This window comes from Cellulosimicrobium sp. MI9406 (assembly GCF_040595865.1).
In the GTDB taxonomy this organism is placed as follows: domain Bacteria; phylum Actinomycetota; class Actinomycetes; order Actinomycetales; family Cellulomonadaceae; genus Cellulosimicrobium; species Cellulosimicrobium funkei.
This window is the reverse complement of the sequence record NZ_JALIZI010000008.1, coordinates 61,851-87,752: the sequence shown is the minus strand read 5'-3', so window position 1 is coordinate 87,752 and position 25,902 is coordinate 61,851. Positions and strand designations below refer to the sequence as shown.

Annotated in this window: 22 protein-coding genes; 18 read left to right on the top strand and 4 right to left on the bottom strand. The window is 74.7% G+C overall.

Annotated features, from left to right (window positions below):
- The first annotated feature begins 176 nt into the window (after nt 1–176).
- The 4 genes from MT994_RS15575 to MT994_RS15560 all read left to right on the top strand — a co-directional run bounded on the left by MT994_RS15575 (nt 177) and on the right by MT994_RS15560 (nt 5,762).
- A complete protein-coding gene (locus MT994_RS15575) occupies nt 177–1,472 on the top strand; it encodes a ubiquitin-like domain-containing protein (protein ID WP_354806986.1) in 1,296 nt (431 codons plus the stop codon).
- Nucleotides 1,473–1,614: 142 nt separating this feature from the next.
- Complete coding sequence (gene metG, locus MT994_RS15570; protein ID WP_251176952.1) at nt 1,615–3,408, top strand: methionine--tRNA ligase; 1,794 nt, start codon at nt 1,615–1,617, stop codon at nt 3,406–3,408.
- A 2-nt stretch (nt 3,409–3,410) separates the two neighbouring features.
- Nucleotides 3,411–4,418, top strand: coding sequence for a TatD family hydrolase (locus MT994_RS15565; RefSeq protein ID WP_194521152.1), 1,008 nt, complete (start codon nt 3,411–3,413; stop codon nt 4,416–4,418).
- A gap of 177 nt (nt 4,419–4,595) precedes the next feature.
- Nucleotides 4,596–5,762, top strand: coding sequence for a ubiquitin-like domain-containing protein (locus MT994_RS15560; RefSeq protein WP_354806985.1), 1,167 nt, complete (start codon nt 4,596–4,598; stop codon nt 5,760–5,762).
- A gap of 19 nt (nt 5,763–5,781) precedes the next feature.
- On the opposite strand, the gene MT994_RS15555 is transcribed toward MT994_RS15560, so the two are convergent.
- Nucleotides 5,782–6,168 carry a VOC family protein gene (locus MT994_RS15555; RefSeq protein ID WP_251176950.1) on the bottom strand — a complete coding sequence of 129 codons (387 nt, stop codon included), beginning with the start codon at nt 6,166–6,168 and terminating at the stop codon, nt 5,782–5,784.
- 138 nt (nt 6,169–6,306) lie between these two features.
- Between MT994_RS15555 and MT994_RS15550 the strand changes: the two genes are divergently transcribed.
- The 5 genes from MT994_RS15550 (at nt 6,307) to MT994_RS15530 (ending at nt 11,579) form a co-directional block, all read left to right on the top strand.
- Complete coding sequence (locus MT994_RS15550) at nt 6,307–7,296, top strand: WYL domain-containing protein (RefSeq protein WP_163188114.1); 990 nt, start codon at nt 6,307–6,309, stop codon at nt 7,294–7,296.
- 341 nt (nt 7,297–7,637) lie between these two features.
- Nucleotides 7,638–9,089, top strand: a complete 1,452-nt coding sequence (locus MT994_RS15545; RefSeq protein ID WP_354806983.1) for a transglycosylase family protein — start codon at nt 7,638–7,640, stop codon at nt 9,087–9,089.
- Between the two features lie 132 nt (nt 9,090–9,221).
- Complete coding sequence (rsmA, locus tag MT994_RS15540; protein WP_251176949.1) at nt 9,222–10,163, top strand: 16S rRNA (adenine(1518)-N(6)/adenine(1519)-N(6))-dimethyltransferase RsmA; 942 nt, start codon at nt 9,222–9,224, stop codon at nt 10,161–10,163.
- Nucleotides 10,160–11,110, top strand: coding sequence for a 4-(cytidine 5'-diphospho)-2-C-methyl-D-erythritol kinase (locus tag MT994_RS15535; protein WP_081600140.1), 951 nt, complete (start codon nt 10,160–10,162; stop codon nt 11,108–11,110). Before rsmA ends, MT994_RS15535 begins: the two co-directional genes overlap by 4 nt.
- Nucleotides 11,111–11,165: 55 nt before the next feature.
- Nucleotides 11,166–11,579: a hypothetical protein gene (locus MT994_RS15530; RefSeq protein ID WP_009864184.1), complete on the top strand. Its 414-nt coding sequence runs from the start codon at nt 11,166–11,168 to the stop codon at nt 11,577–11,579.
- 68 nt (nt 11,580–11,647) lie between these two features.
- On the opposite strand, the gene MT994_RS15525 is transcribed toward MT994_RS15530, so the two are convergent.
- Complete coding sequence (locus MT994_RS15525) at nt 11,648–12,670, bottom strand: acetylxylan esterase (protein WP_354806981.1); 1,023 nt, start codon at nt 12,668–12,670, stop codon at nt 11,648–11,650.
- A 258-nt stretch (nt 12,671–12,928) separates the two neighbouring features.
- On the opposite strand from MT994_RS15525, the gene MT994_RS15520 reads away from it, so the two are divergent.
- From MT994_RS15520 to MT994_RS15485, 8 genes are all read left to right on the top strand, one after another.
- The gene (locus tag MT994_RS15520) at nt 12,929–14,920 is read left to right on the top strand and encodes a DUF1349 domain-containing protein (RefSeq protein WP_168944534.1); all 1,992 of its coding nucleotides are present in this window, start codon (nt 12,929–12,931) and stop codon (nt 14,918–14,920) included.
- 248 nt (nt 14,921–15,168) lie between these two features.
- On the top strand, nt 15,169–16,257 hold the full coding sequence (locus tag MT994_RS15515) for a LacI family DNA-binding transcriptional regulator (RefSeq protein WP_061268081.1): 1,089 nt from the start codon (nt 15,169–15,171) through the stop codon (nt 16,255–16,257).
- 48 nt (nt 16,258–16,305) lie between these two features.
- On the top strand, nt 16,306–17,937 hold the full coding sequence (locus tag MT994_RS15510; RefSeq protein ID WP_354806979.1) for an FAD-dependent oxidoreductase: 1,632 nt from the start codon (nt 16,306–16,308) through the stop codon (nt 17,935–17,937).
- A gap of 54 nt (nt 17,938–17,991) precedes the next feature.
- Nucleotides 17,992–19,335, top strand: coding sequence for a sugar ABC transporter substrate-binding protein (locus MT994_RS15505; protein ID WP_061268083.1), 1,344 nt, complete (start codon nt 17,992–17,994; stop codon nt 19,333–19,335).
- A gap of 2 nt (nt 19,336–19,337) precedes the next feature.
- Nucleotides 19,338–20,225 carry a sugar ABC transporter permease gene (locus MT994_RS15500; RefSeq protein WP_228485059.1) on the top strand — a complete coding sequence of 296 codons (888 nt, stop codon included), beginning with the start codon at nt 19,338–19,340 and terminating at the stop codon, nt 20,223–20,225.
- Entirely contained in the window at nt 20,215–21,192 is a 978-nt protein-coding gene (locus tag MT994_RS15495) for a carbohydrate ABC transporter permease (RefSeq protein ID WP_354806977.1), read from the top strand. The genes MT994_RS15500 and MT994_RS15495 overlap by 11 nt, the downstream gene beginning before the upstream one ends.
- A 94-nt stretch (nt 21,193–21,286) precedes the next feature.
- Nucleotides 21,287–23,140 (top strand): ABC-F family ATP-binding cassette domain-containing protein, encoded by a 1,854-nt coding sequence (locus MT994_RS15490; RefSeq protein WP_354806976.1) that lies wholly within the window; start codon nt 21,287–21,289, stop codon nt 23,138–23,140.
- Nucleotides 23,137–23,463: a hypothetical protein gene (locus tag MT994_RS15485; protein WP_034654213.1), complete on the top strand. Its 327-nt coding sequence runs from the start codon at nt 23,137–23,139 to the stop codon at nt 23,461–23,463. Before MT994_RS15490 ends, MT994_RS15485 begins: the two co-directional genes overlap by 4 nt.
- Before the next feature lie 69 nt (nt 23,464–23,532).
- On the opposite strand, the gene MT994_RS15480 is transcribed toward MT994_RS15485, so the two are convergent.
- Complete coding sequence (locus MT994_RS15480) at nt 23,533–24,018, bottom strand: MarR family transcriptional regulator (RefSeq protein ID WP_021483746.1); 486 nt, start codon at nt 24,016–24,018, stop codon at nt 23,533–23,535.
- A gap of 119 nt (nt 24,019–24,137) precedes the next feature.
- On the opposite strand from MT994_RS15480, the gene MT994_RS15475 reads away from it, so the two are divergent.
- Nucleotides 24,138–24,740 (top strand): NAD(P)-binding domain-containing protein, encoded by a 603-nt coding sequence (locus MT994_RS15475; RefSeq protein ID WP_076406275.1) that lies wholly within the window; start codon nt 24,138–24,140, stop codon nt 24,738–24,740.
- Nucleotides 24,741–24,810: 70 nt separating this feature from the next.
- Here MT994_RS15475 and MT994_RS15470 read toward each other — a convergent pair whose 3' ends face one another.
- On the bottom strand, nt 24,811–25,827 hold the full coding sequence (locus tag MT994_RS15470; RefSeq protein ID WP_168946124.1) for a TetR/AcrR family transcriptional regulator: 1,017 nt from the start codon (nt 25,825–25,827) through the stop codon (nt 24,811–24,813).
- Nucleotides 25,828–25,902 lie beyond the last annotated feature (75 nt).

Below are 25,902 nucleotides of genomic sequence, written 5' to 3'. Positions count from 1 at the left end.
AGGTGTAATGGCCGGCCGTGGGACGCGGCCTCTCCCGGGCGCCCAGGGCGCCGAGGGCCGCAGGACGCCGGATCGGCTGGTCGAACCGGGTGCGCCCGCCACGCTGCGGAGCACCCCGCGGGCGCGTGCGCGCCGTCGACCCCCGTGCCCGGGAGCCCCCGACGACTTGGACCACTGTGCACAACCCCTTCCGTTCCCGCGCGCCCGAGACGGCCGACGTCACGGCGCACACCCCCCAGGCCACGCCCGAGGCGGTGCCGACCGCCGAGAGCCCCGAGAACCCCGAGAACGCCACCCGTCGGTCCGCCCGCGCGGCCCGGACCCTGCGCTCCACGCGCCGGCGCCGCTGGTCGATCGTCACGGCGGCCACCGCCGTCGCGCTCGTCGGCTCCGGTGCCGTCGCCTACGGCGAGGCCAGCAAGACCGTGACGATCGACGTCGACGGCGAGACGACCACCGTCAGCACGCTCGCCGGCTCCGTCGGTGGCGCGCTCGACGCCGCGGGCGTCGAGGTCGGCGCGCGCGACCAGGTCGCTCCCGACCCCGGCTCCGCGCTCAGCGACGGCGACGACGTCGTGGTGCGCCTCGGCAAGAAGGTCACCGTCCAGACCGACGGCGCGCAGTCCGACGTCTGGCTCACCGCGCTCGACGCCGACGAGGCGCTCGACACCCTCGCCGAGCGCGGCGGCGACGTCCGCCTCGTCGCGTCGCGGTCCGGCGAGCGCGCGTCGCTCGGCCTGCGCCTCGACGCCGACGGTCCGGTGAACGTGGTGGCCGACGGGCAGACGAAGGTCGCGCCCGACGGCAGCATCGGCGTCCCCGCGATCCTCGACCAGCAGGGCATCGAGCTCGGCGACCTGGACCGCGTGAGCGTCCAGCGCGTCGAGGCGCCCGAGCCGGGTGCGCCGGCGGTGTCGCTCGTCGTGCAGCGTGTCGTCGTCGAGCAGCAGCAGACCACGACCCCCGTGCCGCACGGGACCGTGCAGCAGCCCGACGACGCCAAGTACACGGACGAGTCGGCCGTCACCCAGGCGGGTGCCGACGGCGTCACCACGACGACGTTCGAGGTCACCCTCGTGGACGGCGTCGAGGAGTCGCGCGAGCTGCTCTCGCAGGAGGTGACGACCGCTCCCGTGGACGAGGTCGTCACGACCGGCACGAAGGAGCGCCCGAAGGACCCGCGCACGATCGGGCAGGCCATGGCCGCCGAGCGTGGCTGGACCGGCTCGCAGTGGACGTGCCTCGAGAAGCTGTGGACCAAGGAGTCCAACTGGAACCCGACGGCGGACAACCCGACGTCGAGCGCCTACGGCATCCCGCAGTCGCTGCCCGGCTCGAAGATGGCGAGCAAGGGCGCCGACTGGGCGACCAACCCCGCGACCCAGATCGCCTGGGGCCTCGACTACATCGCCGGCTCCTACGGCTCGCCGTGCGGCGCGTGGTCGCACTCGCAGGCCGTCAACTGGTACTGAGCACGCGCCTTCCCTCCGCCGAGCACGGGGTTGCCGACGTCCTGGAGCTGAGAACGTCGGCAACCCCGTGCTCGGCGGCGCTCGTTCCCCGGCGGTGGACGCCGCCGCGAGGCGCGGCGCTGCCCGACTAGGATCGGGCACCATGACCCACATCCTCTCGGCCGTGGCGTGGCCGTATGCCAACGGGCCGCGCCACATCGGCCACGTCGCAGGTTTCGGTGTCCCGTCGGACGTCTTCAGCCGGCACATGCGGATGGCGGGTCACGACGTCCTCATGGTCTCGGGCACCGACGAGCACGGCACGCCGATCCTCGTCCAGGCCGACAAGGAGGGCGTGAGCCCGCAGGAGCTCGCGGACCGGTACAACCGCGTCATCGTCGAGGACCTGCACCAGCTCGGCCTGTCGTACGACCTCTTCACGCGGACCACGACGCGCAACCACTACGCCGTCGTGCAGGAGATGTTCCGCACGGTCCACAAGAACGGGTACATGGTCGAGCAGACGACCATGGGCGCGATCTCGCCGTCCACGGGCCGCACGCTGCCCGACCGCTACATCGAGGGCACGTGCCCCATCTGCGGCTACGACGGCGCGCGCGGCGACCAGTGCGACAACTGCGGCAACCAGCTCGACGCGATCGACCTCATCAACCCGCACAGCCGCATCAACGGCGAGACGCCGAAGTTCGTCGAGTCGAACCACTTCTTCCTCGACCTGCCCGCGTTCGTCGACGCGCTGGGGGACTGGCTGCGCACGCGCACCGCGTGGCGCCCGAACGTCCTGAAGTTCTCGCTCAACCTGCTCGACGACGTGCGCCCGCGCGCCATGACGCGAGACATCGACTGGGGCATCCCGGTCCCGCTGCCCGGGTGGGAGGAGAACTCGAGCAAGCGCCTCTACGTGTGGTTCGACGCGGTGATCGGGTACCTCTCGGCGTCGATCGAGTGGGCGCGGCGCAGCGGCGACCCGGACGCGTGGCGCGCGTTCTGGAACGACCCCGAGGCGCGGTCGTACTACTTCATGGGCAAGGACAACATCACGTTCCACTCCCAGATCTGGCCGGCCGAGCTGCTCGGCTACGACGGCCGGGGGAGCAAGGGCGGGGCGCCGGGGGCCTACGGGAACCTCCAGCTCCCGACGGAGGTCGTGTCGAGCGAGTTCCTCAACGTCGAGGGCCAGAAGTTCTCGTCGTCGCGCGGCGTCGTCATCTACGTGCGCGACATGCTGGCCCGCTACCAGCCCGACGCGTTCCGGTACTACGTGGCGTCCGCCGGTCCGGAGACGCAGGACGTCGACTTCACGTGGGCCGACTTCCAGCGCCGCACGAACGACGAGCTCGTGGCCGGCTGGGGCAACCTCGTGAACCGCACGGCGAACCTCGTGCACAAGAACTTCGGGGCGATCCCGGAGCCGGGGCAGCGCCAGCCGATCGACGAGGGCGTCCTCGCGACGACGACGACCGCGTTCGGGCGCGTGGGCGAGCTCATCGCGACGCACCGCCAGCGCGCCGCCGTCGCCGAGGCGATGAAGACGGTCGGCGAGGTGAACAAGTACGTGTCGGACACCGAGCCGTGGAAGCTCAAGACCGACCCGGACCGGCTCGCGACCGTGCTGCACACCGTGACCCAGGCCGTGAGCGACCTCAACACGATCCTGTCGCCGTTCCTGCCGCACTCGGCGCAGCAGGTGCACGAGGCGTTCGGCGGCACGGGCACGTTCGCCGCGCAGCCGCGCATCGACGAGGTGGCCGACCTCGACGACGACTCGCGCCACTACCCGGTCATCACGGGCGACTACCGCGCCGAGGGCCTGGCGACGTGGGAGCCGAAGGCCGTCGTGCCGGGCACCCCGGTCGGCAAGCCGACGCCGGTGTTCACCAAGCTCGACGACTCGATCGTCGAGGAGGAGCTCGACCGCCTGCGCGAGGGCGCCTGACGGTGGCCAAGCAGCGCGAGCGCGGCTGGCCGCCGGACCCGGAGCCGCTGCCGGTCCCGGTGGTGGACAACCACACGCACCTCGACTCGATCGCGCACGTCCTCCCCGAGGGCACCCCTGCCCCGACCGTCGTGGACCACCTGGCCCGGGCGGCGGCCGTCGGCGTGGACCGGGTCGTGCAGGTGGGCTGCGACCTCCCGGCGGCCCGCTGGACGGACGCCCTCCTGCGCGGCGACCAGGCGGTCTGGGGTCGCGAGCAGGCGGATCCGGCGCGTGCTGAGGCGGGGACGAGCCAGGACCACCTGGTCGGCGGCGCGGGGGCGCCGGGGGTCGGGCGGCTGCTCGGGGCCGTGGCCATCCATCCGAACGAGGCCGTGCTGCACGGCGGGGTGCGGGAGGTCGGGCCGGACGGGCTCGAGCCCGACCCGCGGCCGCACCACGACGTGCCGCTCGACGACGCGGTCGCGGAGATCGCGGCGATCGCGCGTGCGAACGACCGCGTGCGCGCGATCGGCGAGACCGGGATGGACCTGTTCCGGACCGGTGCCCGGGGCGAGGCCGTCCAGCGCGAGGCGTTCCGCGCGCACGTCGCGCTCGCGAAGGAGCTCGGCCTCGCGCTCCAGATCCACGACCGCGACGCCCACGCGCAGGTGCTCGACGTCCTCGCGCGCGACGGCGCCCCCGAGCGGACGGTCTTCCACTGCTACTCGGGCGACGCCGCGATGGCCCGGTTCTGCGCCGAGCAGGGCTGGTACCTGTCCTTCGCGGGCCCGGTGACGTTCCGCGCGAACGACGAGCTGCGGGCCGCGCTGCGCGCCGTCCCGCTCGGGCAGGTCCTCGTCGAGACGGACGCGCCGTACCTCACGCCGCACCCGTACCGCGGGCGGCCCAACGCGCCGTACGTCCTGCCGACGACGGTCCGTACCGTCGCCGAGGTCGTGGACCGACCGCTCGCGGACGTGTGCGAGCGCCTGGCCGCGACCTCCGTCGCGGTGTACGGCCCCTGGTGACGACCACGCACCCGGGCGGGCGCACCGCGTCCGGTGCGCGAGGGCTGCGAGGTTTCGCGCCAGGTCACGTTTCGGCTACGGTCGGGTCCGTGCGTCGCGCGCCCCGCGCCGACGACGTCCCGCACCTCGCCCCCGGCGCTCGCCGGCGGGCGTCCTCCCGCAGAAGGGACCGCCCGCGTGCTCGCACCTGACGGAACCGGCCGGCGGCGCGTGCAGCGCCTCGCGGCCCAGGGCCTCGTCGTCGCGAGCCTCGTCGGGGTCACCGGCGCGTTCGCCACGCTCCACAAGGACGTCACGCTCGACGTGGACGGCGAGCTGCACCAGGTCTCCGCGTACGGGCGCACTGTCGCCGCGGTGCTCGACTACCAGGGCGTCGCGGTCGGCGAGCAGGACCTCGTCGAGCCCGCGCTCGCCGACCCGGCGCGCGACGGCGGCACGATCGTCGTGCGCACGAGCCACGACGTCACGGTCGAGATCGACGGCCAGGTGCAGACGATCCCGACGACGGCCCGCACCGTGGGCGAGCTGCTCACCTACCTCGGCCCGCGCGCCGAGGGCGCCATGACCGAGGTGTCGCGCACGCAGGCCCTCGGGCGCGAGCCGATCCGGGTCTCCACGCTCAAGACGGTCCACGTCGCGGTGGACGGCGCCGTCATGCCCATCACGACGGCCGAGCCCACGGTGCGCGGGGTCCTCGCGACCGCGGGCATCGTGCTGGCCGAGGGCGACGGCACGTCCGCGCCGCTCGACGCCGCGGCGGTGGACGGGATGCTCGTGCTCGTGAGCCGCGCGGCGGCCACGGCGGACACGGTCACGGAGGTCCTGCCGTTCGAGACGGAGGAGCGCGAGGACCCGACGCTCCCGCAGGGGCACCGCGTCGTCGTGCAGTCCGGTCGCGTCGGCGAGGCGGTCACGACCTACTCGGTGCAGACGCTCGGCGGGGCCGAGGTGTCGCGCACGGTCCTCACGCGCACGGTCACGACGGAGCCGCGGAACGAGGTCATCAAGGTCGGGACGATGGACGTCTCGGTCTCGGTGGACCCGGGCTCGGCGCGCGCCGTGGGCCGCTCCCTCGCCGCGCAGCGCGGCTGGGGCGACGACCAGTTCGTGTGCCTCGACAAGCTCTGGACCAAGGAGAGCAACTGGCGCGTCGACGCGGACAACCCGAGCTCGAGCGCGTACGGGATCCCGCAGGCGCTCCCCGGCTCCAAGATGGCGAGCGCGGGCTCCGACTGGCGCACCAACCCGGCGACGCAGATCACGTGGGGCCTCGGGTACATCGAGGGCCGCTACGGCACGCCGTGCTCCGCGTGGTCCCACTCCGTCGCCAAGGGCTGGTACTGACCGCTCCGCAGTCGCGCCGCTACCGCCCGAGCATCTCGAGGTAGTGCGGGTTCTGCATGATCCCGAGCACGTTGCCGAACGGGTCCACGACCGAGGCGGTGACGAAGCCCTCGCCCTGCCCGCGCTCGACGACGCCCTCGTACTCCGTCGCGCCCAGGGCGAGGAGGCGGGCGAAGGCGGCCCGCACGTCGTCGACGTGCCAGTTCACGATCGCGCCGCCCGGGGTGCCCGGCTGAGGGCGCGGCGACCACGACCGGGCGATGATGCCCAGCTCGTCCTGCCGGTCGCCGACGCGGAACTCCACGTACCCGCCCGGCACCACGTAGTAGGGCTCGGTCCCGAGCACCTCCGCGTACCACGCGCCCGCGGCCTCGAGGTCGTCGGCCCACAGGTTCAGCGTCGCCATCCCACGCAGCATCGTCGTCTCCTCCGTCGTCGGGCGGTGCCCGGTGCCGTCCTCCCGCCGCCCCCGGCGGGGCCGACACGTCGACCGTAGACCCCGCTGCGGAACGTGCGGTTCCGCATCGTGCGGCACGCTGGGGACGTGCTCGACACCTCGGTCCGGCTCCTGCGCCTCCTGGCGCTCCTGCCGGCGCGCGCGTCCTGGTCCGGGCCCGAGCTCGCCGACCGCCTGGGCGTGACGACCCGCACGGTGCGCAACGACGTCGAGCGCCTGCGCCTGCTCGGCTACGAGGTGCGGTCGTCCCCGGGAGCCGCGGGCGGGTACCGGCTGGGCTCGGGGGCGGCGCTGCCGCCGTTGCTGCTGGACGACGAGGAGGCGACCGTCGTGGCGGTCGCGCTGCGCGCCGCGGCCACCGGGTCGATCGCCGGGGTCGAGGAGGTCGCGGCGCGCGCGCTCGTCAAGCTCGACACGGTCCTGCCCGCCCGCCTGCGCGTCCGGGCGGACGCCCTGCGCGCCGCCGTCGTGAGCGCACCCGGCGGTGGGCCCGCCGTCGGGGCGCAGGTGCTGGCCGACGTCGCGGCGGCGGTCGCCGCACGCACGGGGCTGCGCCTCGACTACCGCGCGCACGACGGCACGACGACGTCCCGCGCCGTCGAGCCCCACCGCCTCGTCCACGTGGGGCGCCGCTGGTACCTGCTCGCGTTCGACCTCGACCGGGACGACTGGCGCACCTTCCGCGTGGACCGGCTGACGCTGCGCACGCCCGGCGGCCCGCGGTTCGTCCCGCGCCCCGTGCCGGGCGGCGACGCCGTCGCGCACGTCGTGCGGGGCGTCGGCTCCGCCGCGTGGGCGCGGCCCGTGCGGGTGCGGCTGCACGCCCCGGCGGGCGTCGTGGCGGAGCGGCTCTCCCCGGTCGCGGGCGCCCTCGCCGACGACGGCCCCGACGCGTGCGTGCTCGAGACCGGGGGCACGTCGCTCGCCCAGGTCGCGGGGTTCCTGCTGAGCCTGGACGTGGACGTCACCGTGCTGGACCCGCCCGAGCTCGCGACGGTCCTGGCGCGGCTCGGGGCGCGCGGCGCGCGCGCCGGGCGCGCGCACGGGCACGAGCACGGGGAGGGGGAGGGCGCGTGAGGCGGCGTGCGGGACTCGTGGAGAGCGCACGACATTCACGCCGAAATCCGGACAGAACTCGCCAGCGTATCCCCCCAGGGGTTGGACTTCGATAACAGATCGGTTACGGTCGATCGTCGCTCGCGCGTGAACGGCGTGCTCCGACGGTCCACCCGGACCGGCGGGACGTGCCCGGACCGACGCGAGCGGTGCGCCGTCGACGGGCCCTGGGGAAGGGGTGCCGAGGGTGGCGCCGGCAGCCGGATCGGCCGCTCGAGACCCGTGGTCGCACGTGTGCGCCCGCCGCGGAGGACGTCAGTCCGCCGTGGGCCACGGGTGGTGCCACGCGCCGTCGAGCCTCCGTGCCCGGGACGCACGACGACTGGACCCGAGTGAAGAACCCCTTCCACCGGACCGCTGACGCGGCCGGCGCCCCCGAGGGCGCCGACATCACCCCCGACACCACCGAGACCCTCGCGGAGAGCCCCCAGAGCCCCGCGACCACCACCGCGCACCGTCGCCGCCGCTGGCCGCTCGTCGCCGGCGCGACCACCGTCGTGCTCCTCGCGACCGGTGCCGTCGCCTACGGCCAGGCGCGCAAGACCGTCGAGCTCGACGTCGACGGCCAGATCACCACCGTCACGACCTTCGCCGGCTCGGTCGAGGGCCTGCTCGCCGAGCAGGACGTCGCCGTGGGCGACCGCGACCTCGTCGTCCCGGACGTCGACTCCGCCCTGCGCGGCGGCGGCGACGTCGTCGTGCGCTACGGGCGCGAGGTGCCCGTGCAGGTCGACGGCTCCCAGTCCTCCGTGTGGCTCACGTCGCTCGACGCGGACGAGGCCCTCACGACCCTCGCCTCGCGCGGCAGCGACGTGCGCCTCGTGGCGTCGCGCTCCGGCGAGCGCGCCTCCCTCCCGATCCGCCTCGACGCGGACGGCCCCGTGAACGTCGTCGTCGACGGCGAGACCAAGGTCGCCCCCGACGGCAGCATCGGCATCGACGCGATCCTCGACCAGCAGGGCGTCCAGCTCGGCGAGCTCGACCGCGTCCACGTCGAGAAGACCGAGCAGGTCGAGGCGGCCCAGGCCGCCGCGGCCCCGGCCGAGGCGCCCGCCGCCGACGCGGCCGCCACCGAGGAGCCGGCCGCCGCCGCGACGTCCGAGGACACCGAGGCCGCGGCGGACGCCGCGCCCGTCTCGCTCGTCGTGCAGCGCGTCAAGGTCGAGGAGGTGCCCACCGAGGCGGCCGTCCCGTTCGAGACGGTCACCGAGGAGGACGCCGACCGCTTCAAGGACCTCGACCCGGTCGTCAAGCAGGAGGGCGCCGAGGGCGTCCACACGACCGTGCACCGCGTCACGACGGTCGACGGCGTGGAGGAGTCCCGCGAGCTCGTCTCCGAGGGCGTCACGACGCCGCCGGTGAACAAGATCCTCGTGCAGGGCACCAAGGAGCGCCCCAAGCCGGAGCCCAAGCAGGCGGCGCCGCAGCGCTCGTCGTCCTCGTCGTCGGGCGGCTCCTCGTCGGGCGGTTCGTCCGCCCCGGCACCCGCCCCGGCTGCCGACCTCGGGTCGGCCCCGGCAGGGGTCTGGTCCGCGCTCGCGCAGTGCGAGTCCGGGGGCAACCCCGCGACGAACACCGGTAACGGCTACTACGGCCTCTACCAGTTCTCGCTCTCCACGTGGCGGGCGATGGGCGGCTCCGGCCTCCCGTCGGAGGCCTCGGCGGCCGAGCAGACGCAGCGTGCCCAGGCGCTCCAGGCCCGTTCGGGCTGGGGCCAGTGGCCCGCGTGCGCGCGCAAGCTCGGGCTCCTCTGAGCCCGTACGGCACGCACCCGGCCGCCTGAGGGCGGACCGGTGGACGACGACGAAGGGCGGGGCGCACGGCGTCCCGCCCTTCGTCGTCCCCGGCGAGGGCCGGTCGGCGCCGGGTCGGTAGGCTTGCGTCCCATGAGCGATACCCGAGGCGCCCTGCTGGGTCCGGCCGAGATCCGTGACCTGGCGGGGCGTCTCGGCGTCCGCCCCACCAAGACCCTCGGCCAGAACTTCGTGCACGACGGCGGCACCGTCCGCAAGATCGTGCGCGCGGCGGACGTCCGCCCGGGCGAGCGCGTCGTCGAGGTCGGGCCCGGGCTCGGCTCGCTGACCCTCGGGCTGCTCGAGGCCGGCGCGAGCGTCGTCGCGGTCGAGATCGACCCCGTCCTCGCGCGGCAGCTCCCGGACACGGTCGTGACGCACGTGCCCGACGTCGGCGACCGGCTCGAGGTCGTGGGCGCCGACGCGCTCGAGGTCACGTCGCTGCCCGGCGAGCCGCCCACCGCGCTCGTCGCGAACCTCCCGTACAACGTCGCGGTGCCCGTGCTGCTCACGTTCCTCGAGCGCTTCGACTCGCTCGAGCGCGTGCTCGTCATGGTCCAGGCGGAGGTCGCGGACCGGCTCGCCGCGCCGCCCGGGTCGCGCACGTACGGCGTGCCGTCGGTCAAGGCCGCCTGGTACGCCGACGCGCGGCGCGCGGGCACGATCGGGCGCTCCGTGTTCTGGCCCGTCCCCAACGTCGACTCGGCCCTCGTCGCGCTCGACCGCCGCGAGCCGCCCGCCACCGCAGCGACCCGCGAGCAGGTCTTCGCCGTCGTGGACGCCGCGTTCGCGCAGCGCCGGAAGATGCTGCGCTCGGCGCTGTCCGGTCTGGCGGGCTCCGCCAGCGTCGCGGCCGAGGTGCTGGAGGCCGCGGACGTCGACCCGCAGGCGCGCGGCGAGGTGCTCGACGTCGCGGCCTTCGCGCGCGTCGCCGAGCAGCTCGTCCGCCGCGTCGGGCTCGCCGACCGTCCCGCGCGCGGCGCCGCCCCCGCCGCGGAGCGACCCACCGGCCGACCTGGCACAGTGGACGCGTGACACCCCCGCGCCCGCCGAGCATCTCCCTCGCGCCGCCCCCGTCCGTCCGCGTGCGCGCGCCCGGCAAGGTCAACCTCTCGCTGCGCGTCGGGGCGGTGCAGGACGACGGCTACCACCCGCTCGTGACGATCTTCCAGGCCGTCGGGCTCAGCGAGGACGTCGTCGCGCACCAGGTGCCGCCCGGCTCCGGGGTCTCGCTCAGCGTCTCGGGCCTCCAGGCGGACGCCGTGCCGACCGACGAGACGAACCTCGCGTGGCGCGCCGCCGTCGCGCTCGCGGAGCACGTGGGGCTCGACCCGGACGTGCGGCTGGAGATCCACAAGGAGGTCCCCGTCGCGGGCGGCATGGCCGGCGGGTCGGCCGACGCCGCGGCCGCGCTCGTCGCGTGCGACGCGCTGTGGGACGCGGGCGTGCCGCGCGCCGAGCTCGTCCGCCTCGCCGCGGGGCTCGGGGCCGACGTCGCGTTCGGGCTCGTCGGGCACACCGCCGTCGGGACGGGGCGCGGCGACGTGCTCACCCCCGCGATGACGCGCGGGGAGTTCCACTGGGTGTTCGCGGTCCAGGCCGAGGGCCTGTCGACCGCGCAGGTCTACCGCACCTTCGACGAGACCGTGGGCGGGCCCGCCGAGCTGGACCTCGCGGAGGACACCGCGCTCATGCAGGCCCTGCGCGCGGGCGACGCCGTCGGGCTCGGGCAGGTGCTGCGCAACGACCTCCAGGGCCCGGCGCTCGCGCTGCGGCCCGAGCTCCAGCGGACGATCGACGTCGCGACGGAGGCCGGCGCGCTCGGCGCGATCGTGTCCGGCTCCGGCCCGACCGTCGCCGCGCTGGCCCGCAGCCGCCAGCACGCGCTCGCGATCGCGGCCTCGTGGACCGCGAACGACGCGTGCGACACCGTGTGGTGCACGACGGCCCCCGCGGCGGGCGCGCGCGTCGTCGCGCACTGACCACCCGGCCGGCAGCGGGCGCGCCCCCGCGGGTCGTGCGCGTAGGCTCGCCGACATGGTGGGGGAACGGCTCGGACTGCTCAGCCTGCGGCTCGACGCCGCGTACTGCCTCGTGCTCGGCGTCGTGGTCGCCGCCCTCGCGCCGTCGTGGGCACCCGCGCTGCGGGTGCCGGTCCCGGTCCTCGCAGGGCTCGGGGTGGCGGTCGTCGCGTGGGCGGGTGCCGTCGTCTGGATGACCGCGCGGCTGCCGCTGCGCGCCGCCCTGCGCACGGTCATGGTCGCGAACGTCGTGGCCGCCGCTGCCGTCGCCGCGTTCTCGGCGACGACGGCGGGCGTCCTCGTGCTGCTCGCGGTCCTCGCGGTCGCGGCGGACGTCGGGCTGTTCGCGGGCTCCCAGGCGGTCGCGCTGCGCCGGTTGCGCGCCGCGCCGGGCGGCGCGACCTCGCGGTCGCGCGGCCCGGCGGTCTAGCGGTCTCGCAGCCAGGCGGTCTAGCGGTCTCGCAGCCAGGCGGTCCAGCGGTCGAGCAGCCAGGCGGTCTAGCGGTCGCGCAGCCAGGCGAGCTGACGGGCGAAGCGGTAGCCCTGGCCACCCTCGTGCTCGTTGTAGCGGTAGACGTCGATCGCGCGCTCGGCGCCGGGAGCCGCCCCGGCGGCCGCACCCCAGCCGTTGTACGCCGCGTAGACGGTGGACGGCGGGCAGACCTGGTCCATGAGCGCGACGGAGAACAGCGCCGGCGCGGTGGCGCGGCGGCCGAGCACCGCCCCGTCGAGGTAGGACAGCGTGCGGAACACGGTCTCCTCCGCGTCGCGGTGGACGGCGAGGTAGCGCGTCAGCTCGCGGTACGGGTCGCGGTCCGTGATCTCGACGGCGCGGCGGTAGTGGCACAGGAACGGGACGTCGGGGAGGGCCGCGACGAGCCCGTCGGCGAGGCCCGCGACGGCGATGGCGATGCCGCCGCCCTGGCTCACGCCGTGCACGGCGACGCGCTCGGGGTCGACGCCGGGCACCGAGCGCACGGCGTCGACCGCCCGCACGCCGTCGGTGAAGACGCGGCGGTAGTAGTGGTCGTGCGGGTCCTCGATGCCGCGCGTGAGGACGCCCGGGACGGCGGGCCCCGACCCGGCCGGGTCGGGAGTGCCGCCGCCACTGCCCCACTGGCTGCCCTGGCCGCGCGTGTCGACGACGAGGTGCGCGTACCCGGCGTTCGCCCATGCGAGGTGCTCGTGGGGCAGCCCGCGGCCGCCGCCGTAGCCGAGGAACTCGACGACCGCGGGCAGCGGGGCGCCGTCGCCGGCCGTGGCGGCACGGGCAGCCTCGGCGGGCCGCACGAGCCACGCCTTGACGGGCTGGCCGGCGAACCCGGGGAACGTCACGTCGTCGACCACGACCAGGTCGAGGCCGGTCTCCACGCGCTCCAGCCGCACCGACCGAGCCAGGTCCCCGCCCGCCTCGCGCGACTCCGCGAGGGTCCGCGCCCAGAAGGCGTCCAGGTCGCCAGGCTCGTCGAGCGCGGGGGCGTAGGTCTCGAGCTCGGCGAGGGGCAGGTCGAAGAGCGGCACGGGGCGATCCTCCGGTCAATACGTCTGATGTCCGACGTTCGGGTGCGGTCGGGACGACTCTAGCGTCGCGGCCCGGCGCACCGTGAGCACGCTAATAATGCGCATCATCCCTTTGACCTGCCCCGCGCCCCTCCGGCGACACTGCCACCAGCCCACGTCTCCACGTGGCGCCCGGCGGCGACGACGCCGCCGGCGAGGAACCGACGGAGGTCCCCTGTGAGAACCCGAGCAGCAGCACCACGCCGCAGACCGCGCGCCGTGGCGACGGCGGTCGCCACCCTGACGGCGGTCCTCGCCGCCGGGGCGGTCGTCCCCGCGACGGCCCTCGCCGCGGGACCGCCGCCCGCGGCCACGGCCGCCACCACGACCGGGGTGACGACCGGAGCGACGACCGACGGCCCGTCCGCGTCCGACCTGCCCGTGTTCGAGTACCGCGGCGTGGTCACCGACAAGGAGTCGATGATCTACAACCCGACAGACGAGTTCATCTTCCCGAGCGTCTTCCACGCGGGCGCGTACCTCGACGACCCGCTGGGGGAGTGGTACCTCTACTACGCCCCGCACGACTCCCCGGGCGGCATCTCGGTCATGTACGCCGACTCGCTCGAGGGCCCGTGGACGGAGTACGCGCACAACCCGATCGTCGCGGACGAGTGGCTGCCGTTCTACGAGCGCGTCTCGCACGTCTCGTCGCCCGACGTCCTGTGGGACGACGCGACGGACCAGGTGCTCCTGTACTTCCACGGCGAGAACTCCACGACGCGCTGGGCGACGTCGCCCGACGGGCTCGCGTTCGACGACTCCGGCGTCGCCCTGACGAACGCCGACGGCGGCGCGGGGACCACGGAGACGTCGTACGCGCGCGTCGTCGAGCACCCGGACCCGTCGTCCGGCTACCGGTTCGCCATGACGTACATGCAGAACCGGACCGACAACATCCGGCGGATCAAGCTGGCCGAGTCGGTCGACGGCAAGACCTGGGTCGTGCGGCCGGACCCGCTCGTCGTGCCCGACGCCGCGACCGGCACCAACGTGTCCGGCGGCAACCTGTGGGAGTGGGACGGTCAGCTGTACGTGATCTACCACGGCTCCACGGGCATCACGTTCGCCCGCACGCTCGACCCGACGATGACGCAGGTCGGCCCGCGGTGGGAGCTGCACCGCGCGAGCGGAGTGGGCGACGACACGGGCCGGGTCGCAGCCCCGGAGATCGTCACCGACGGCGACGAGACGTACCTCTTCTACGAGTCCGGCGACCGCCTGGGCGCGACGATCGCGTGGGCGCAGCGCGACCCCGACGCCGTGCGGCCCCCCGAGCCGGGCCAGGACCCCGACCCGCTGCGCGAGCGGTGCAGCGGCGCGGCGTCCGACGAGTTCGACGGCACGACGCTCGACCCGGCGCGCTGGACCGTGGTCCGGCCGGGGACGGCCCGGCACGAGCTCGTCGACGGCGCGCTGCGCGTCCCGGCGTACCCGACCGGCGTCGCGGGCGCCGCGCTGCCGCTCCAGGCCGTGCCCGCCGGGTCGTGGGAGGTCACGACGGCCGTCTCCGTCTCCCCGACGGAGCGGTTCCAGCAGGGCGGTCTCCTGCTGTACCGCGACGACGCGAACTACGCGAAGCTCGACCTGGTGCACGGGTCGCTCGGCCCGCGGGTCGAGTTCATCTGGCGCCAGAACGGCACGGACCGCAACACCGGCTTCGACTCGGTCGTCCCGCCGGCGGGCCTCGGCGACACCTTCTGGCTGCGCCTGACGAGCGACGGGACCGCCGTGCAGGCGTCGGTGTCGGTCGACGGCGTCGAGTTCGCGCCGTGGGGTCGCACGGTGGACGTGGCGGCGCTCCGGGCGACGGGCGTCGGTCCGTTCGCGATGCGCGGCTCGGCGACGCCGCCGGAGATCGTCGCGTCGTTCGACTGGTTCCGCTGGACGCCGACCGCCCAGGAGGCGGCGGCGTGCGACGACGACGAGCCCGCGGTCGAGGTCGAGGCCGTCACGCGGTGCCTCGCGGGCCGCGCGTACGTGGCCGTGACGGCGCGCCCCGCGGGCGACGACGCGGTGGCGGTCCGGCTCGCGACGCCGTTCGGCGAGCGCACCGTGGCCGACGTCGCGCCCGGGCGCAGCGCGTACCAGTCGTTCGCGACGCGGGCCACGACGGTCGCGGCGGGCGAGGCGACGGTCGAGGTCGTCGGGACGGACGGCGTCGGGCAGGGGACGACGACCGCGCCGTACGGCGCGCTGACCTGCGGGTAGCGCGCCGCGCGAGCAGGGGGGCGACGGGCCCGGGGGCGCACCACGGTGCGGCCCCGGGCCCGTCGTGCTTCCCGCGCCGCACGCCCGGCCACGGCGACGACCGGGGCATTATGCGGATCACCCGGCGCCCGCCCACCCGCGGAGCCGCGCGGGTCCCGGCGTAATAATGCGTATTACCTCGTTGACCGGCCGGGCCCGGCCTGGCGAGACTCCTTCCACGTCATCGACGACGTGATCGAGGAGGATCCATGCCGAGGCACCGCATCACCCAGGCCGACGTCGCCGCCATGGCGGGCGTCAGCCAGGCGACGGTCTCGTTCGTGCTGAACGACTCCACGCCCGCGGGGGTGCGGATCAGCGAGGAGACGCGCCAGCGCGTGCTCGACGCGATCCGGATCACGGGCTACTCGGCGAACCCCGTCGCGCAGCGTCTCGCGGGCGGGCGCAACCAGATCCTCGGCGTCTTCACCTACGAGGCGACGTTCCCGCGCTCCGGTCGCGACTTCTACGGGCCGTTCCTCGTCGGGATCGAGCACGCGGCCGAGAAGCTGGGCATCGACATCCTGCTGTTCACGAGCGCGCGCGTCGTCGACGGGCGCCGCCGCCTCACGCGCGACGGCTGGCAGCGCCTCGGGATCGCCGACGGCTGCCTGCTGCTCGGCCAGCACGAGGACCGCGGCGAGCTCCAGCACCTGCTCGACACGAACTACCCCTTCGTCTTCATCGGCAAGCGCGGCAGCGACGGCGGACGCCTGCCCTACGTCGGCGCCGACTACGTCGCGGCGACCGCGCGCCAGGTCGAGCGGCTCGTCGAGCTCGGGCACGAGCGCATCGGGTACGTCGGGCCCCGCGGCACCGACCAGCCGACGCTCGACCGCGTCGACGCCTACCGCGCCACGATGAAGGCGCACGGCCTGACCGTCCGGTTCGTCGAGCTGGACGACGTGCCCGCGACGGCGGCCGAGATCGTCGACCAGCGGCTCACCGCCGTCGTCGTGGCACCCGAGAACTCCCCGGAGGAGCTCGTCGACGAGCTCGAGGACCGGGGCGTGCGCGTGCCGGCGGACGTCTCCGTGCTCCTGCTCGGCCAGCCGCACCACGGGCGCCCGGGCGGGCGCCGCTGGTCGGGCTTCTCCATCCCGCGCGAGGAGATGGGCGCGCGCGCCCTCGTGCTGCTGTCCCGCCTCGTCGCGGCCGAGTCCGGCTCGGGCCGCTCGGACCGCCGGGCGTCGCGCGCCGTCGCCGTCCCGGAGGACGAGCTCCACCAGCTCCTCGAGTGCGTGGACGTCGACGGCGAGACCGTCGCCGCGCCGTCGGGCGTCGTCGCGCCCGCCTGACCGACCTCAGACCGCACCACCGAGCACCAGAGAAACGGAAACCCCAGCGTGACCCATGCAGACCTCCAGGCAGACGTCCTCGTCGTCGGCGGCGGGCTCGGCGGCGTGGCCGCCGCGCTCGCGGCGGCGGAGCGCGGCGCCCGCGTCGTCCTCACCGAGGAGCACCCGTGGATCGGCGGCCAGCTCACGTCCCAGGCGGTACCGCCGGACGAGAGCCCGTGGGTCGAGCGGTTCGGCGTGACCGCGCGCTACCGCGCGCTGCGCGACGGCATCCGCGACGTCTACCGCCGCTCGTACCCGCTCACCGACGCCGCGCGCACGTGGGACGCCCTCAACCCCGGCGCGGGCTGGGTCTCCAAGCTGTGCCACGAGCCGCGCGTCGCGGTGGGCGTGCTCGAGGAGATGCTCGCCCCGTGGCGGTCCGCCGGCCGCATCCGCCTGCTCGAGCGCGTGCGCCCGACGACGGCCACCACCGACGGCGACCGCGTCACCTCCGTGACGCTCACCCCGGTCACCGCCGACGCCGCGGGCGCGGCCGTGACGGTGCACGCGGCGTTCGTCGTCGACGCGACCGAGACGGGCGAGCTCCTGCCGCTGACGGGCACCGAGTACGTCACCGGGTTCGAGTCGAACCGCGAGACCGGGGAACCGAGCGCGCCGGACGAGGCGCAGCCCGACAACGTGCAGGCCCTCAGCGTGTGCTTCGCCGTCGAGCACGTGGACGGCGACCACACGATCGACCGCCCCGAGCGCTACGACTTCTGGAGCACGTACACCCCCGGCCCGTGGAACGGGCGCCGGATGCTGTCGTGGGAGGCGCCCAACCCGCGCACGCTCGCGATGGACGTGCGGTCGTTCACCCCGAACCCGGGCGACGACCCGCGCGCCGTCGACGCCGACCAGTCGAAGAACCCCGGCGACGGCAACCTCTGGACGTTCCGGCGCATCGCGGCCCGCGACCTCTTCGCGCCGGGCCACTACGCGAGCGACCTGTGCCTCGTGAACTGGCCGAGCATCGACTACTTCCTGGCGCCCGTGCTCGACGTGCCGCGCGACGTGGAGGAGGCCCGGATCGCCGACGCCCGGCAGCTCAGCCTCTCGATGCTCTACTGGATGCAGACCGAGGCGCCCCGCGCCGACGGCGGGACCGGCTTCCCGGGCCTGCGCCTGCGGCCCGACGTCATGGGCTCGGCCGACGGCCTCGCCCAGGCGGCCTACCACCGCGAGTCCCGCCGCCTGCGCGCCGTGACGACGGTGACGGAGAACGACGTCTCGTACGCCGTGCGCGGCGACCGCGGCGCGACGCGCTACGACGACTCGGTCGGCGTCGGCATGTACCGGATCGACCTGCACCCCTCGACGGGCGGCGACACGTACATCGACGTGGCGTCGACGCCGTTCGAGATCCCGCTCGGGGCCCTGCTGCCGCAGCGCGTGACCAACCTGCTCGCCGCCAACAAGAACATCGGCACGACGCACATCACCAACGGCTGCTACCGCCTGCACCCGGTCGAGTGGAACGTCGGCGAGGCCGCCGGCCACCTCGCGGCCCACTGCCTCGCGACCGGCCGCACGCCGCACGCCGTCCAGTCGAAGGCCGACCTCCTCGCCGACTACCAGGACGAGCTCGTCCGGGCGGGCGTCGAGCTGCGCTGGCCCGCCGAGGCCCACCCCTACTGACCCGGGCTCCCCGCGCCCGGTACCCCCGCCCACCCTCAGTCCGAAGGAGAACTGATGAACCCCCTCACCCCACGGTCGGCCCCTCGGTCCGCCCCGCGCCGCCGCCTCGTCGGCGCACCCCTGGCCGCCGGCGGCGTCGCGCTCGCCCTCGTCCTCACCGCGTGCTCCGGCGGCGGCGACGACGTCGCGGGCGAGCCGAGCACCCCGAGCGAGCCGGTCGAGCTGCGCATGACCGTCTGGACGGCCGACGAGACGCAGCTCGCGCAGTTCCAGGAGATCGCCGACGCGTACGTCGCGGAGAACCCCGACCTCGTGTCCGGCGTGACGTTCGAGACCATCCCGTTCGAGGACTACACGACGTCCCTCACGACGCAGCTCGCGGGCGGCAACGCGCCGGACCTCGCGTGGATCCTCGAGAGCTACGCGCCCGAGTTCGTGGCGAGCGGCGCGCTCGTCGACGTCGGCCCGAAGCTGCAGGAGACCGAGGGGTACGCGTACGACGACCTGCTCGACTCGTCGCTCGCGCTGTGGGAGAAGGACGGCGGCCTCTACGCCTACCCGTTCTCCAACTCGCCGTTCGCGCTGTTCGTCAACACCGACCAGGTCGCCGCGGCGGGCCAGCCGAACCCGGCCGACCTCGTCGCGTCGGGCGACTGGACCTACGACCAGGTCCGCGAGATCGCGGCGGCGGCCGCCGCGACGTCGGGCAAGCAGGGCCTCGTGGTGCGCGACTTCGACTACAAGGTCTGGGAGAACCTGTCGACGATCTGGGACGGCTGGGACGCGACGCCGTGGAGCGAGGACGGCACGCAGTGCACGTTCACCGACCCCGAGATGGTCGACGCGCTCACGTGGATCCACGACGCGACGTTCGTCGACAAGGCGCTGCCCGGTCCCGGCACGACGGCCGACTTCTTCGCGGGCGACTCCGCCATGACGATCACGCAGATCAGCCGCGCGTCGTCGCTCGACGACTCGTTCGGGTGGGACGTCGTGCCGCTCCCGGCGGGCCCGGCGGGCCAGCAGAACGTCATCGGCCAGGCCGGCATCGGCGTCTTCGCGGCCGGGGAGCACCCCGACGTCGCGGCCGACTTCCTCGCGTGGTTCACCAACCCGGAGAACGCCGAGACGCTCGCCGCGTACTTCCCGCCGCCGCGCGAGTCGCTGCTCACCGCCGAGACGCTCGGGGCCGCCAACCCGAAGCTCAGCGAGGAGCAGCTCCAGGCGGTCGTCGTCGACGGCATCCAGGGCGCCGTGACGAAGCCGTCGCACCAGAACTTCGCCAAGCTGCAGGACACGGTGCGCGCCCAGCTCGACGCGCTGTGGACCGCCGACGCGGACGTCGAGGGCGTCCTCGCCGACACGTGCGCGGCGATCCAGCCCCTGCTCGGGGACTGAGCGTGGCGTCCTCCGCACTCGCACGACGGGACGCGGCCGTGGGCTACACCATGGTCGCGCCCGCCGTGCTCGGCGCGCTCGCGTTCGTCGTCGCGCCGCTGGTCGCCGTCGTCTGGTACTCGCTGCACGAGTGGAACGTCCTCGCGAACACGTTCACGTTCGCGGGCGGGGACAACTACGAGCGGATGCTCGCCGACCCCGGGCTGCGGGACTCGCTCCTCGCGAGCCTGTGGTTCTCCGTCGGGCTCGTCGTGCTCAACATCTCGCTCGCGCTCGTCCTCGCGGTGCTGCTCAACCAGCGGCTCCCCGGCACGACGACGTTCCGCACGTTCTTCTTCTCGCCCGTCGTCGTGTCCCTCGTGGCGTGGACGATCGTGTGGAGCTTCCTGCTCCAGGCGGACGGCGGCATCAACGGGTTCCTGTCGCTGCTCGGCGTCGACGGCCCGAACTGGCTGCGCGGGGAGACGACGGCGATGCTCTCGGTGATCGTCGTGCAGGTCTTCAAGAACGTGGGCCTCAACATGATCCTGTTCCTCGCGGCCCTGCAGGGGGTGCCCGAGGAGATCCAGGAGGCCGCGCGCATCGACGGCGCGGGCGCGTGGCGCCGGTTCCGGTCGATCACGCTCCCGCTCATCAGCCCGACCGTCCTGCTGGTCTCGATCCTCACGATCGTGGGCTCGCTCGAGGTGTTCGCGCAGATCGCCGTGCTCACGGGCGGGGGGCCGGGGAACTCGACCACCGTGCTCGTCTACTACCTGTACCAGCAGGCGTTCCGGTTCAACGACTTCGGCTACGCGAGCGCGATCTCCGTCCTGCTGTTCGTCATCGTCCTCGTCCTGACACTCGTGCAGTGGCAGACGCGCAAGAGGTGGGTCTTCCATGAAGTCTGACGTGATGCCCGGCCCGGCCACGCTCCCGGGCGCGGACGACGGCCCGGCCCGGCCTGCGGCGTCGGGCACGGGCGGCGCCGACGGCGCGGCGACCCGCGGCGGACGCCCCGCGCGCCGCACGGGGAGCGCGCGCACGCGCCGCCGCTGGGGGCGCGCGGCGCTCGTGGCGCTCCTCGTGGTGCTCAGCGTGCCGTTCGTCTTCCCGACGTGGTGGATGGCGACGTCGAGCCTCAAGCCGATGAGCGAGATCCTGCGGGCCGTGCCGACGCTCTGGCCCCACGACCCGTCGTTCGCGGCCTACGGCGAGGTGTTCCGGCTGCAGCCGTTCGCGCAGCAGTACTGGAACAGCCTCTACATCGCCGTGGTCGTGACGGTCGGGACGATCCTCGTGGCCTCGATGGCCGGGTACGCGTTCGCGCGCATCCGGTTCCCCGGGGCGAACGCGCTGTTCCTGCTCGTGCTCGTCGGGCTGCTCGTGCCGTCGGAGGTGACGATCGTCCCGCTGTTCCGGATGGTCAACTCGCTCGGGCTCATCGACACGCACTGGCCGCTCGTGGTCATCCCGATCCTCGGGGCGCCGAGCGTCCTCGCGACGTTCATCATGCGCCAGTTCTTCCTCGGGCTCCCCGGCGAGCTCGAGGAGGCGGGGCGCATGGACGGCCTCGGGCGGTGGGGGATCTTCTGGCGGATCGCGTTCCCGCTGTCGCGCTCGGCGATCTCGGCCGTCGCGATCTTCACGTTCCTCAAGTCGTGGAACCTCTACCTCGAGCCGATCGTGTACCTGTCCAGCAAGGACCGGTTCACGCTCCCGCAGGCGCTCACGCAGTACGTCGACGCCTACGGCGGCCCGATGTGGAACGTCCAGCTCGCCGCGACGACGCTCACCGTGCTGCCGGTCCTCGCGGTGTTCCTCGTCGCCCAGAAGCAGTTCGTCCAGGGCCTCGCGCACACCGGCCTCAAGGGCTGACCGCCCCTCCCGTGGGTGCGGGGGACAGTCGTGGTCCCGTCGCGGATCGGCGGCTATTTCCCGCACTCACGGGGTGCGGCCTAGGCTCGACGGCGTGGCTCACCTTCTCGGCGCCGACGGCATCTCGCTGACCGTCGGCACCCGCACCCTGCTCGACGACGTCTCGCTCGGCCTCGACGACGGCGACCGCGTCGGCATCGTCGGCCCCAACGGGGCCGGCAAGACGACGCTCCTGCGCCTCCTCGCGGGCACGCAGCAGCCCGACGGCGGCCGTGTCACCCGCGTGGGCGGCCTGCGGGTGGGCCTGCTCGACCAGCGCGACGACGTCGGCACCGGCGCGACGATCCGCGATCTCGTGCACGGCGACGCCGCGACCCACGCCTGGGCGTCGGACGCGAGCATCCGCACCGTCCACGCGGGGCTGCTGGGCGACCTCGACCTCGACGCCCCGGCGGACACGCTGTCCGGCGGGCAGCGTCGCCGCGTCGCGCTCGCGGCGCTCCTCGTCGCCGACCACGACGTGCTGTTCCTCGACGAGCCCACGAACCACCTCGACGTCGAGGGCGTCGCGTGGCTCGCCGCGCACCTGGGCGACCGCTTCGCCCGCCCGGGCGCGAAGGGCGCCCTCGTGGTCGTCACGCACGACCGCTGGTTCCTCGATGCCGTGTGCTCGCGCATGTGGGAGGTGCGCGGCGACGGCTCGGGCCAGGTCGAGGGCTACGAGGGCGGGTACGCGGCGTACGTGCTCGCGCGCGCCGAGCGCCAGCGCACCGCGGCCGTCGTGGCGGAGAAGCGCGACAACCTGCTGCGCAAGGAGCTCGCGTGGCTCCGGCGGGGCGCGCCCGCGCGCACGTCCAAGCCCAAGTTCCGGCTCGACGCCGCCGCCGCGCTCATCGCCGACGTCCCGCCGCCGCGCGACACGCTCGAGCTCACGCGCACCGCGACGAAGCGCCTCGGCAAGGACGTGCTCGACCTCGAGGACGTGACGGTCGCGGTGCCGCGCCAGGACGGCCAGGGCGAGCGCGTGCTGCTCGACGACGTCACGTGGCGCCTGGGGCCCGGCGACCGGTACGGGGTCGTCGGGGTCAACGGTGCCGGCAAGACGACGCTCCTCGCGCTCCTCGCCGGGCGGCGCGAGCCCGACTCCGGGCGGGTCAAGCGCGGCAAGACCGTCCACGTGGCGGAGCTGTCGCAGGACGTCGGCGAGCTCGACGACATCGCCGGCGCGCGTGTGATCCAGGTGATCGAGGACGAGAAGCGCTCGGTCGTCGTCGACGGCAAGGAGCTCTCCGCGTCCCAGCTCGTCGAGCGGCTCGGCTTCACGCGCGAGCGGTCGCAGACGCTCGTTCGCGACCTCTCGGGCGGCGAGCGGCGGCGCCTGCAGCTCCTGCGCCTGCTCGTCGCCGAGCCCAACGTGCTCCTGCTCGACGAGCCGACGAACGACCTCGACACCGACACGCTCGCCGCGCTCGAGGACCTGCTCGACGGCTGGCCCGGCACGCTCATCGTGGTCTCGCACGACCGCTACCTGCTGGAGCGCGTCGCGGACCGCCAGGTCGCGCTGCTCGGCGACGGCCAGGTGCGCGACCTGCCGGGCGGCGTCGAGCAGTACCTCGAGCTGCGGCGCGCGGCGCTCGCGGGCGCGGGCGCGGCGTCGACCGGGTTCGCGCCCACGGGCGGCGCCGACGCGACACCGGACGCGGGGCCGGCCGTGGCGGCCCCGGGCCCGAGCGCGGCCGAGGTGCGGGCGGCGAAGAAGGAGATCAACCGCATCGAGCGGCGCCTGAGCAAGATCGCGGAGGCCGAGGGCCGGCTGCACGAGAAGATCGCGGCGAACGCGACCGACTTCGCGGCGGTCGCGGAGCTCGACGCCGAGCTGCGCACCCTCGCGGCGGAGAAGGACGAGCTCGAGGCGGCGTGGCTCGAGGCGGCCGAGGTCGCCGGGTGACGGCCGACCGGATGCGCGTCGCGGTGTCCGCGCGCGGCGTCGAGGTCGACGACGGGCAGGGCGGCGTCCTCGCGCCGTGGGCGGACGTGCGCCGCGTCACCGCGTTCGCGCTCGGTGCCCCGGGCGGCACCGCCCGGTACGTGTCGTTCGACCTCGTGAACGGGCACAGCGTCGAGGTGGACGACGCCGCCCCGGAGTGGGACGACGTGCTCGCCGCCCTGCCCGGGCGGGTCGAGCTCGCGGTCGACGACCCGCTCGTCGCGCTCGGCGCGCTCGCGCCGGGCGAGCGGCTCGTCCTCGCGGGGCCCGTGCGGACCCGCTGACCCCGCGGGGACCCGGGTCCGGACGCCCGGGGCGTGTCGCCGGGGCCCAGCCGGGCGCGGGTGTGCGGCTCAGCGCCGCAGGAAGCCCATGCGGTCGTCGGGGTCGACGCGCTCGAGGATGGCGCCCGCGATGGCGTCCAGCTGCTCGACCTGCTCGTCGGTGAGCGCGTCGATCACGTGGTCGCGCACCGTCCCGACGTGCCCGGGCGCGGTCGCGACGACCTTCTCCCAGCCGGCGTCGGTGAGGTGCGCGTTCGTCGCGCGGCGGTCCTCGGGGCACGGCACGCGCTCGACGAGGCCACGCTTCTCGAGGCGTGCGACGACGTGGGAGAGCCGGGGGAGCGTGGCGTTGGTGGCGCCCGCGAGGTCGGTCATGCGCAGCGTGCGCCGCGGCGCCTCGGAGAGCATCGCGAGCACGTAGTACTCGAAGTGGCTGAGGTCGGCGTCGCGCCGGAGCTGGGAGTCGAGGACGCCCGGCAGCAGCTCCACGACCGCCACGAGCCGCTTCCACGCGTCGAGCTGCTGGTCGTCGAGCCAGCGGGGTTCCGTCGTCATCGTGCCTCCTCCGGTGCGGCGATCCGCATAGTTGACGGTACAACTTTAGCGGCGTACGGTGTTAGTTGTAGCAACAACTAATAGCCGACCGTCGGGCCGGCGGAGGAAGGGAAGCCACCATGAGCAGCATCACCATCATCGGCGCCGGGAACATGGGCTCGGCCATCGCCGGTCTCGCGCTCGCCGCGGGCAGCCAGGTGCAGGTCCTGACCCGTGAGGCCACCGAGGTCGACCCGCGCGTCACGGCGGGCACCGTCGGCGACGAGATCACCGGCGACGTCGTCGTGCTCGCGCTCCCGTACGGGGCGCTCGACGACGTCCTCGGCGCCTACGAGGGCCGCCTCGACGGCAAGGTCCTCGTCGACATCACCAACCCGCTCGACTTCGCGACGTTCGACTCCCTCGTCGTGCCCGACGGCTCGTCGGCCGCGGCGCAGATCCAAGAGCGCGTCCCGGGCGCGCGCGTCCTCAAGGCGTTCAACACGAACTTCGCGGCGACGCTCGCCACCGGCCAGGTCGGGCCGCTCGCGACGACGGTCCTCGTCGCGGGCGACGACGCCGACGCGAAGGCCGCCCTCGCGGGCGCCGTGTCCGGGGTCCGCGTCGTCGACGCCGGCTCGCTGAAGCGCGCGCACGAGCTCGAGGCCCTCGGCTTCCTGCAGCTCACGCTCGCGGCGGGGGAGAAGACCTCCTGGACGACGGGCTTCGCGCTCGCCGAGTGACCCCGCCCGCGCACGCACGACGGCGGGCGGCCGGCCCGGGGGGTGGCCGGCCGCCGTCGTGCGTGGTGCGTCAGCCGCGCGCCTTCTCGACGGCCGCGCGGGCCGCCTCGTGCTCCGCCTTCTGGGCGTCCCGCAGGGCCTTCTCGAGCTCGCGCACCTTCTTCTGGGCCTCGCGCACGCGCCGCTCCGCGTCGCGCCGCCGGAGCGTCGCCTTCTTGACCCGCGCGTCCTTGACGTGCACCGCGACCTCGACGGGCGCGACGGCGTCCCGCGGGTCCGTCGCCGGTGCGGGTTCCGTGACCGTGGTGGGCTGCCGCCCGGGCGCGCGGCCCGCGCCGGGCGCCCCGGCGGCCCGCGCGTCGACGTAGACGGCGATCCCGTCGAGCACCCGCTCCAGCCCCCACGCGGTGTCGTCGATCTCGCCCTCGCCCGCGTACGTGCCGGCCTCGACGAGCGGGCGCAGGTAGGGGAACCGCACCTCGTCCACGAGCCCGCGCAGCGCGTCGGCCCACGCGCCGCCCTGGACCGCCTCGTCGCCCCCGGCCGCCGCGACGGCGCGTGCGAGGTCGGTCTGCAGCCGCGCCGCGTTCCGGGCGTACCCGCTGACGAGGAGGATGACGGACATCTTCTCCTCGTCGTCGAGCGGCGTGGACCGCAGCGCGCGCAGCCCGGCGTCCGCGCCGCGCAGGTTGTTCGGCGTGAGCGGCGCGCCGGTCACGGGGATGTCGAGGAACCACGGGTGCGACGCGAACACCGCCATCGTGAACTGCGCCCACTCGCGCAGCTCGGCGCGCCAGTCGGCGGGCTCGTGCGCGGGCGGGTACTCGACGTCGAGCGCGGCCTCCTGCATGAGGAGCAGCAGGTCGTCCTTGCTCGTGACGTACCGGTAGAGCGACATCGTCGTGAAGCCGAGGCTCTGCGCGACCTTCGCCATGGACACGGCCCCGAGCCCGTCGGCGTCGGCGAGCTCGATGGCCGCGTCGACGATCCGCTCGATGCTCAGCTCGCGCTTCGGCGCGCGCTCGGGGCGTTCGGCCACGCCCCACGCGAGCGCGAGCCGGGGCGGGAGGTCGGGTGCGTCCGTCATGGCTTCATCCTCCCCGACGGTGCCCGGACGTGGGTCGCAGCCCTGCCGAGCAGGCCTTCCCGGTGGCGCGAGCAG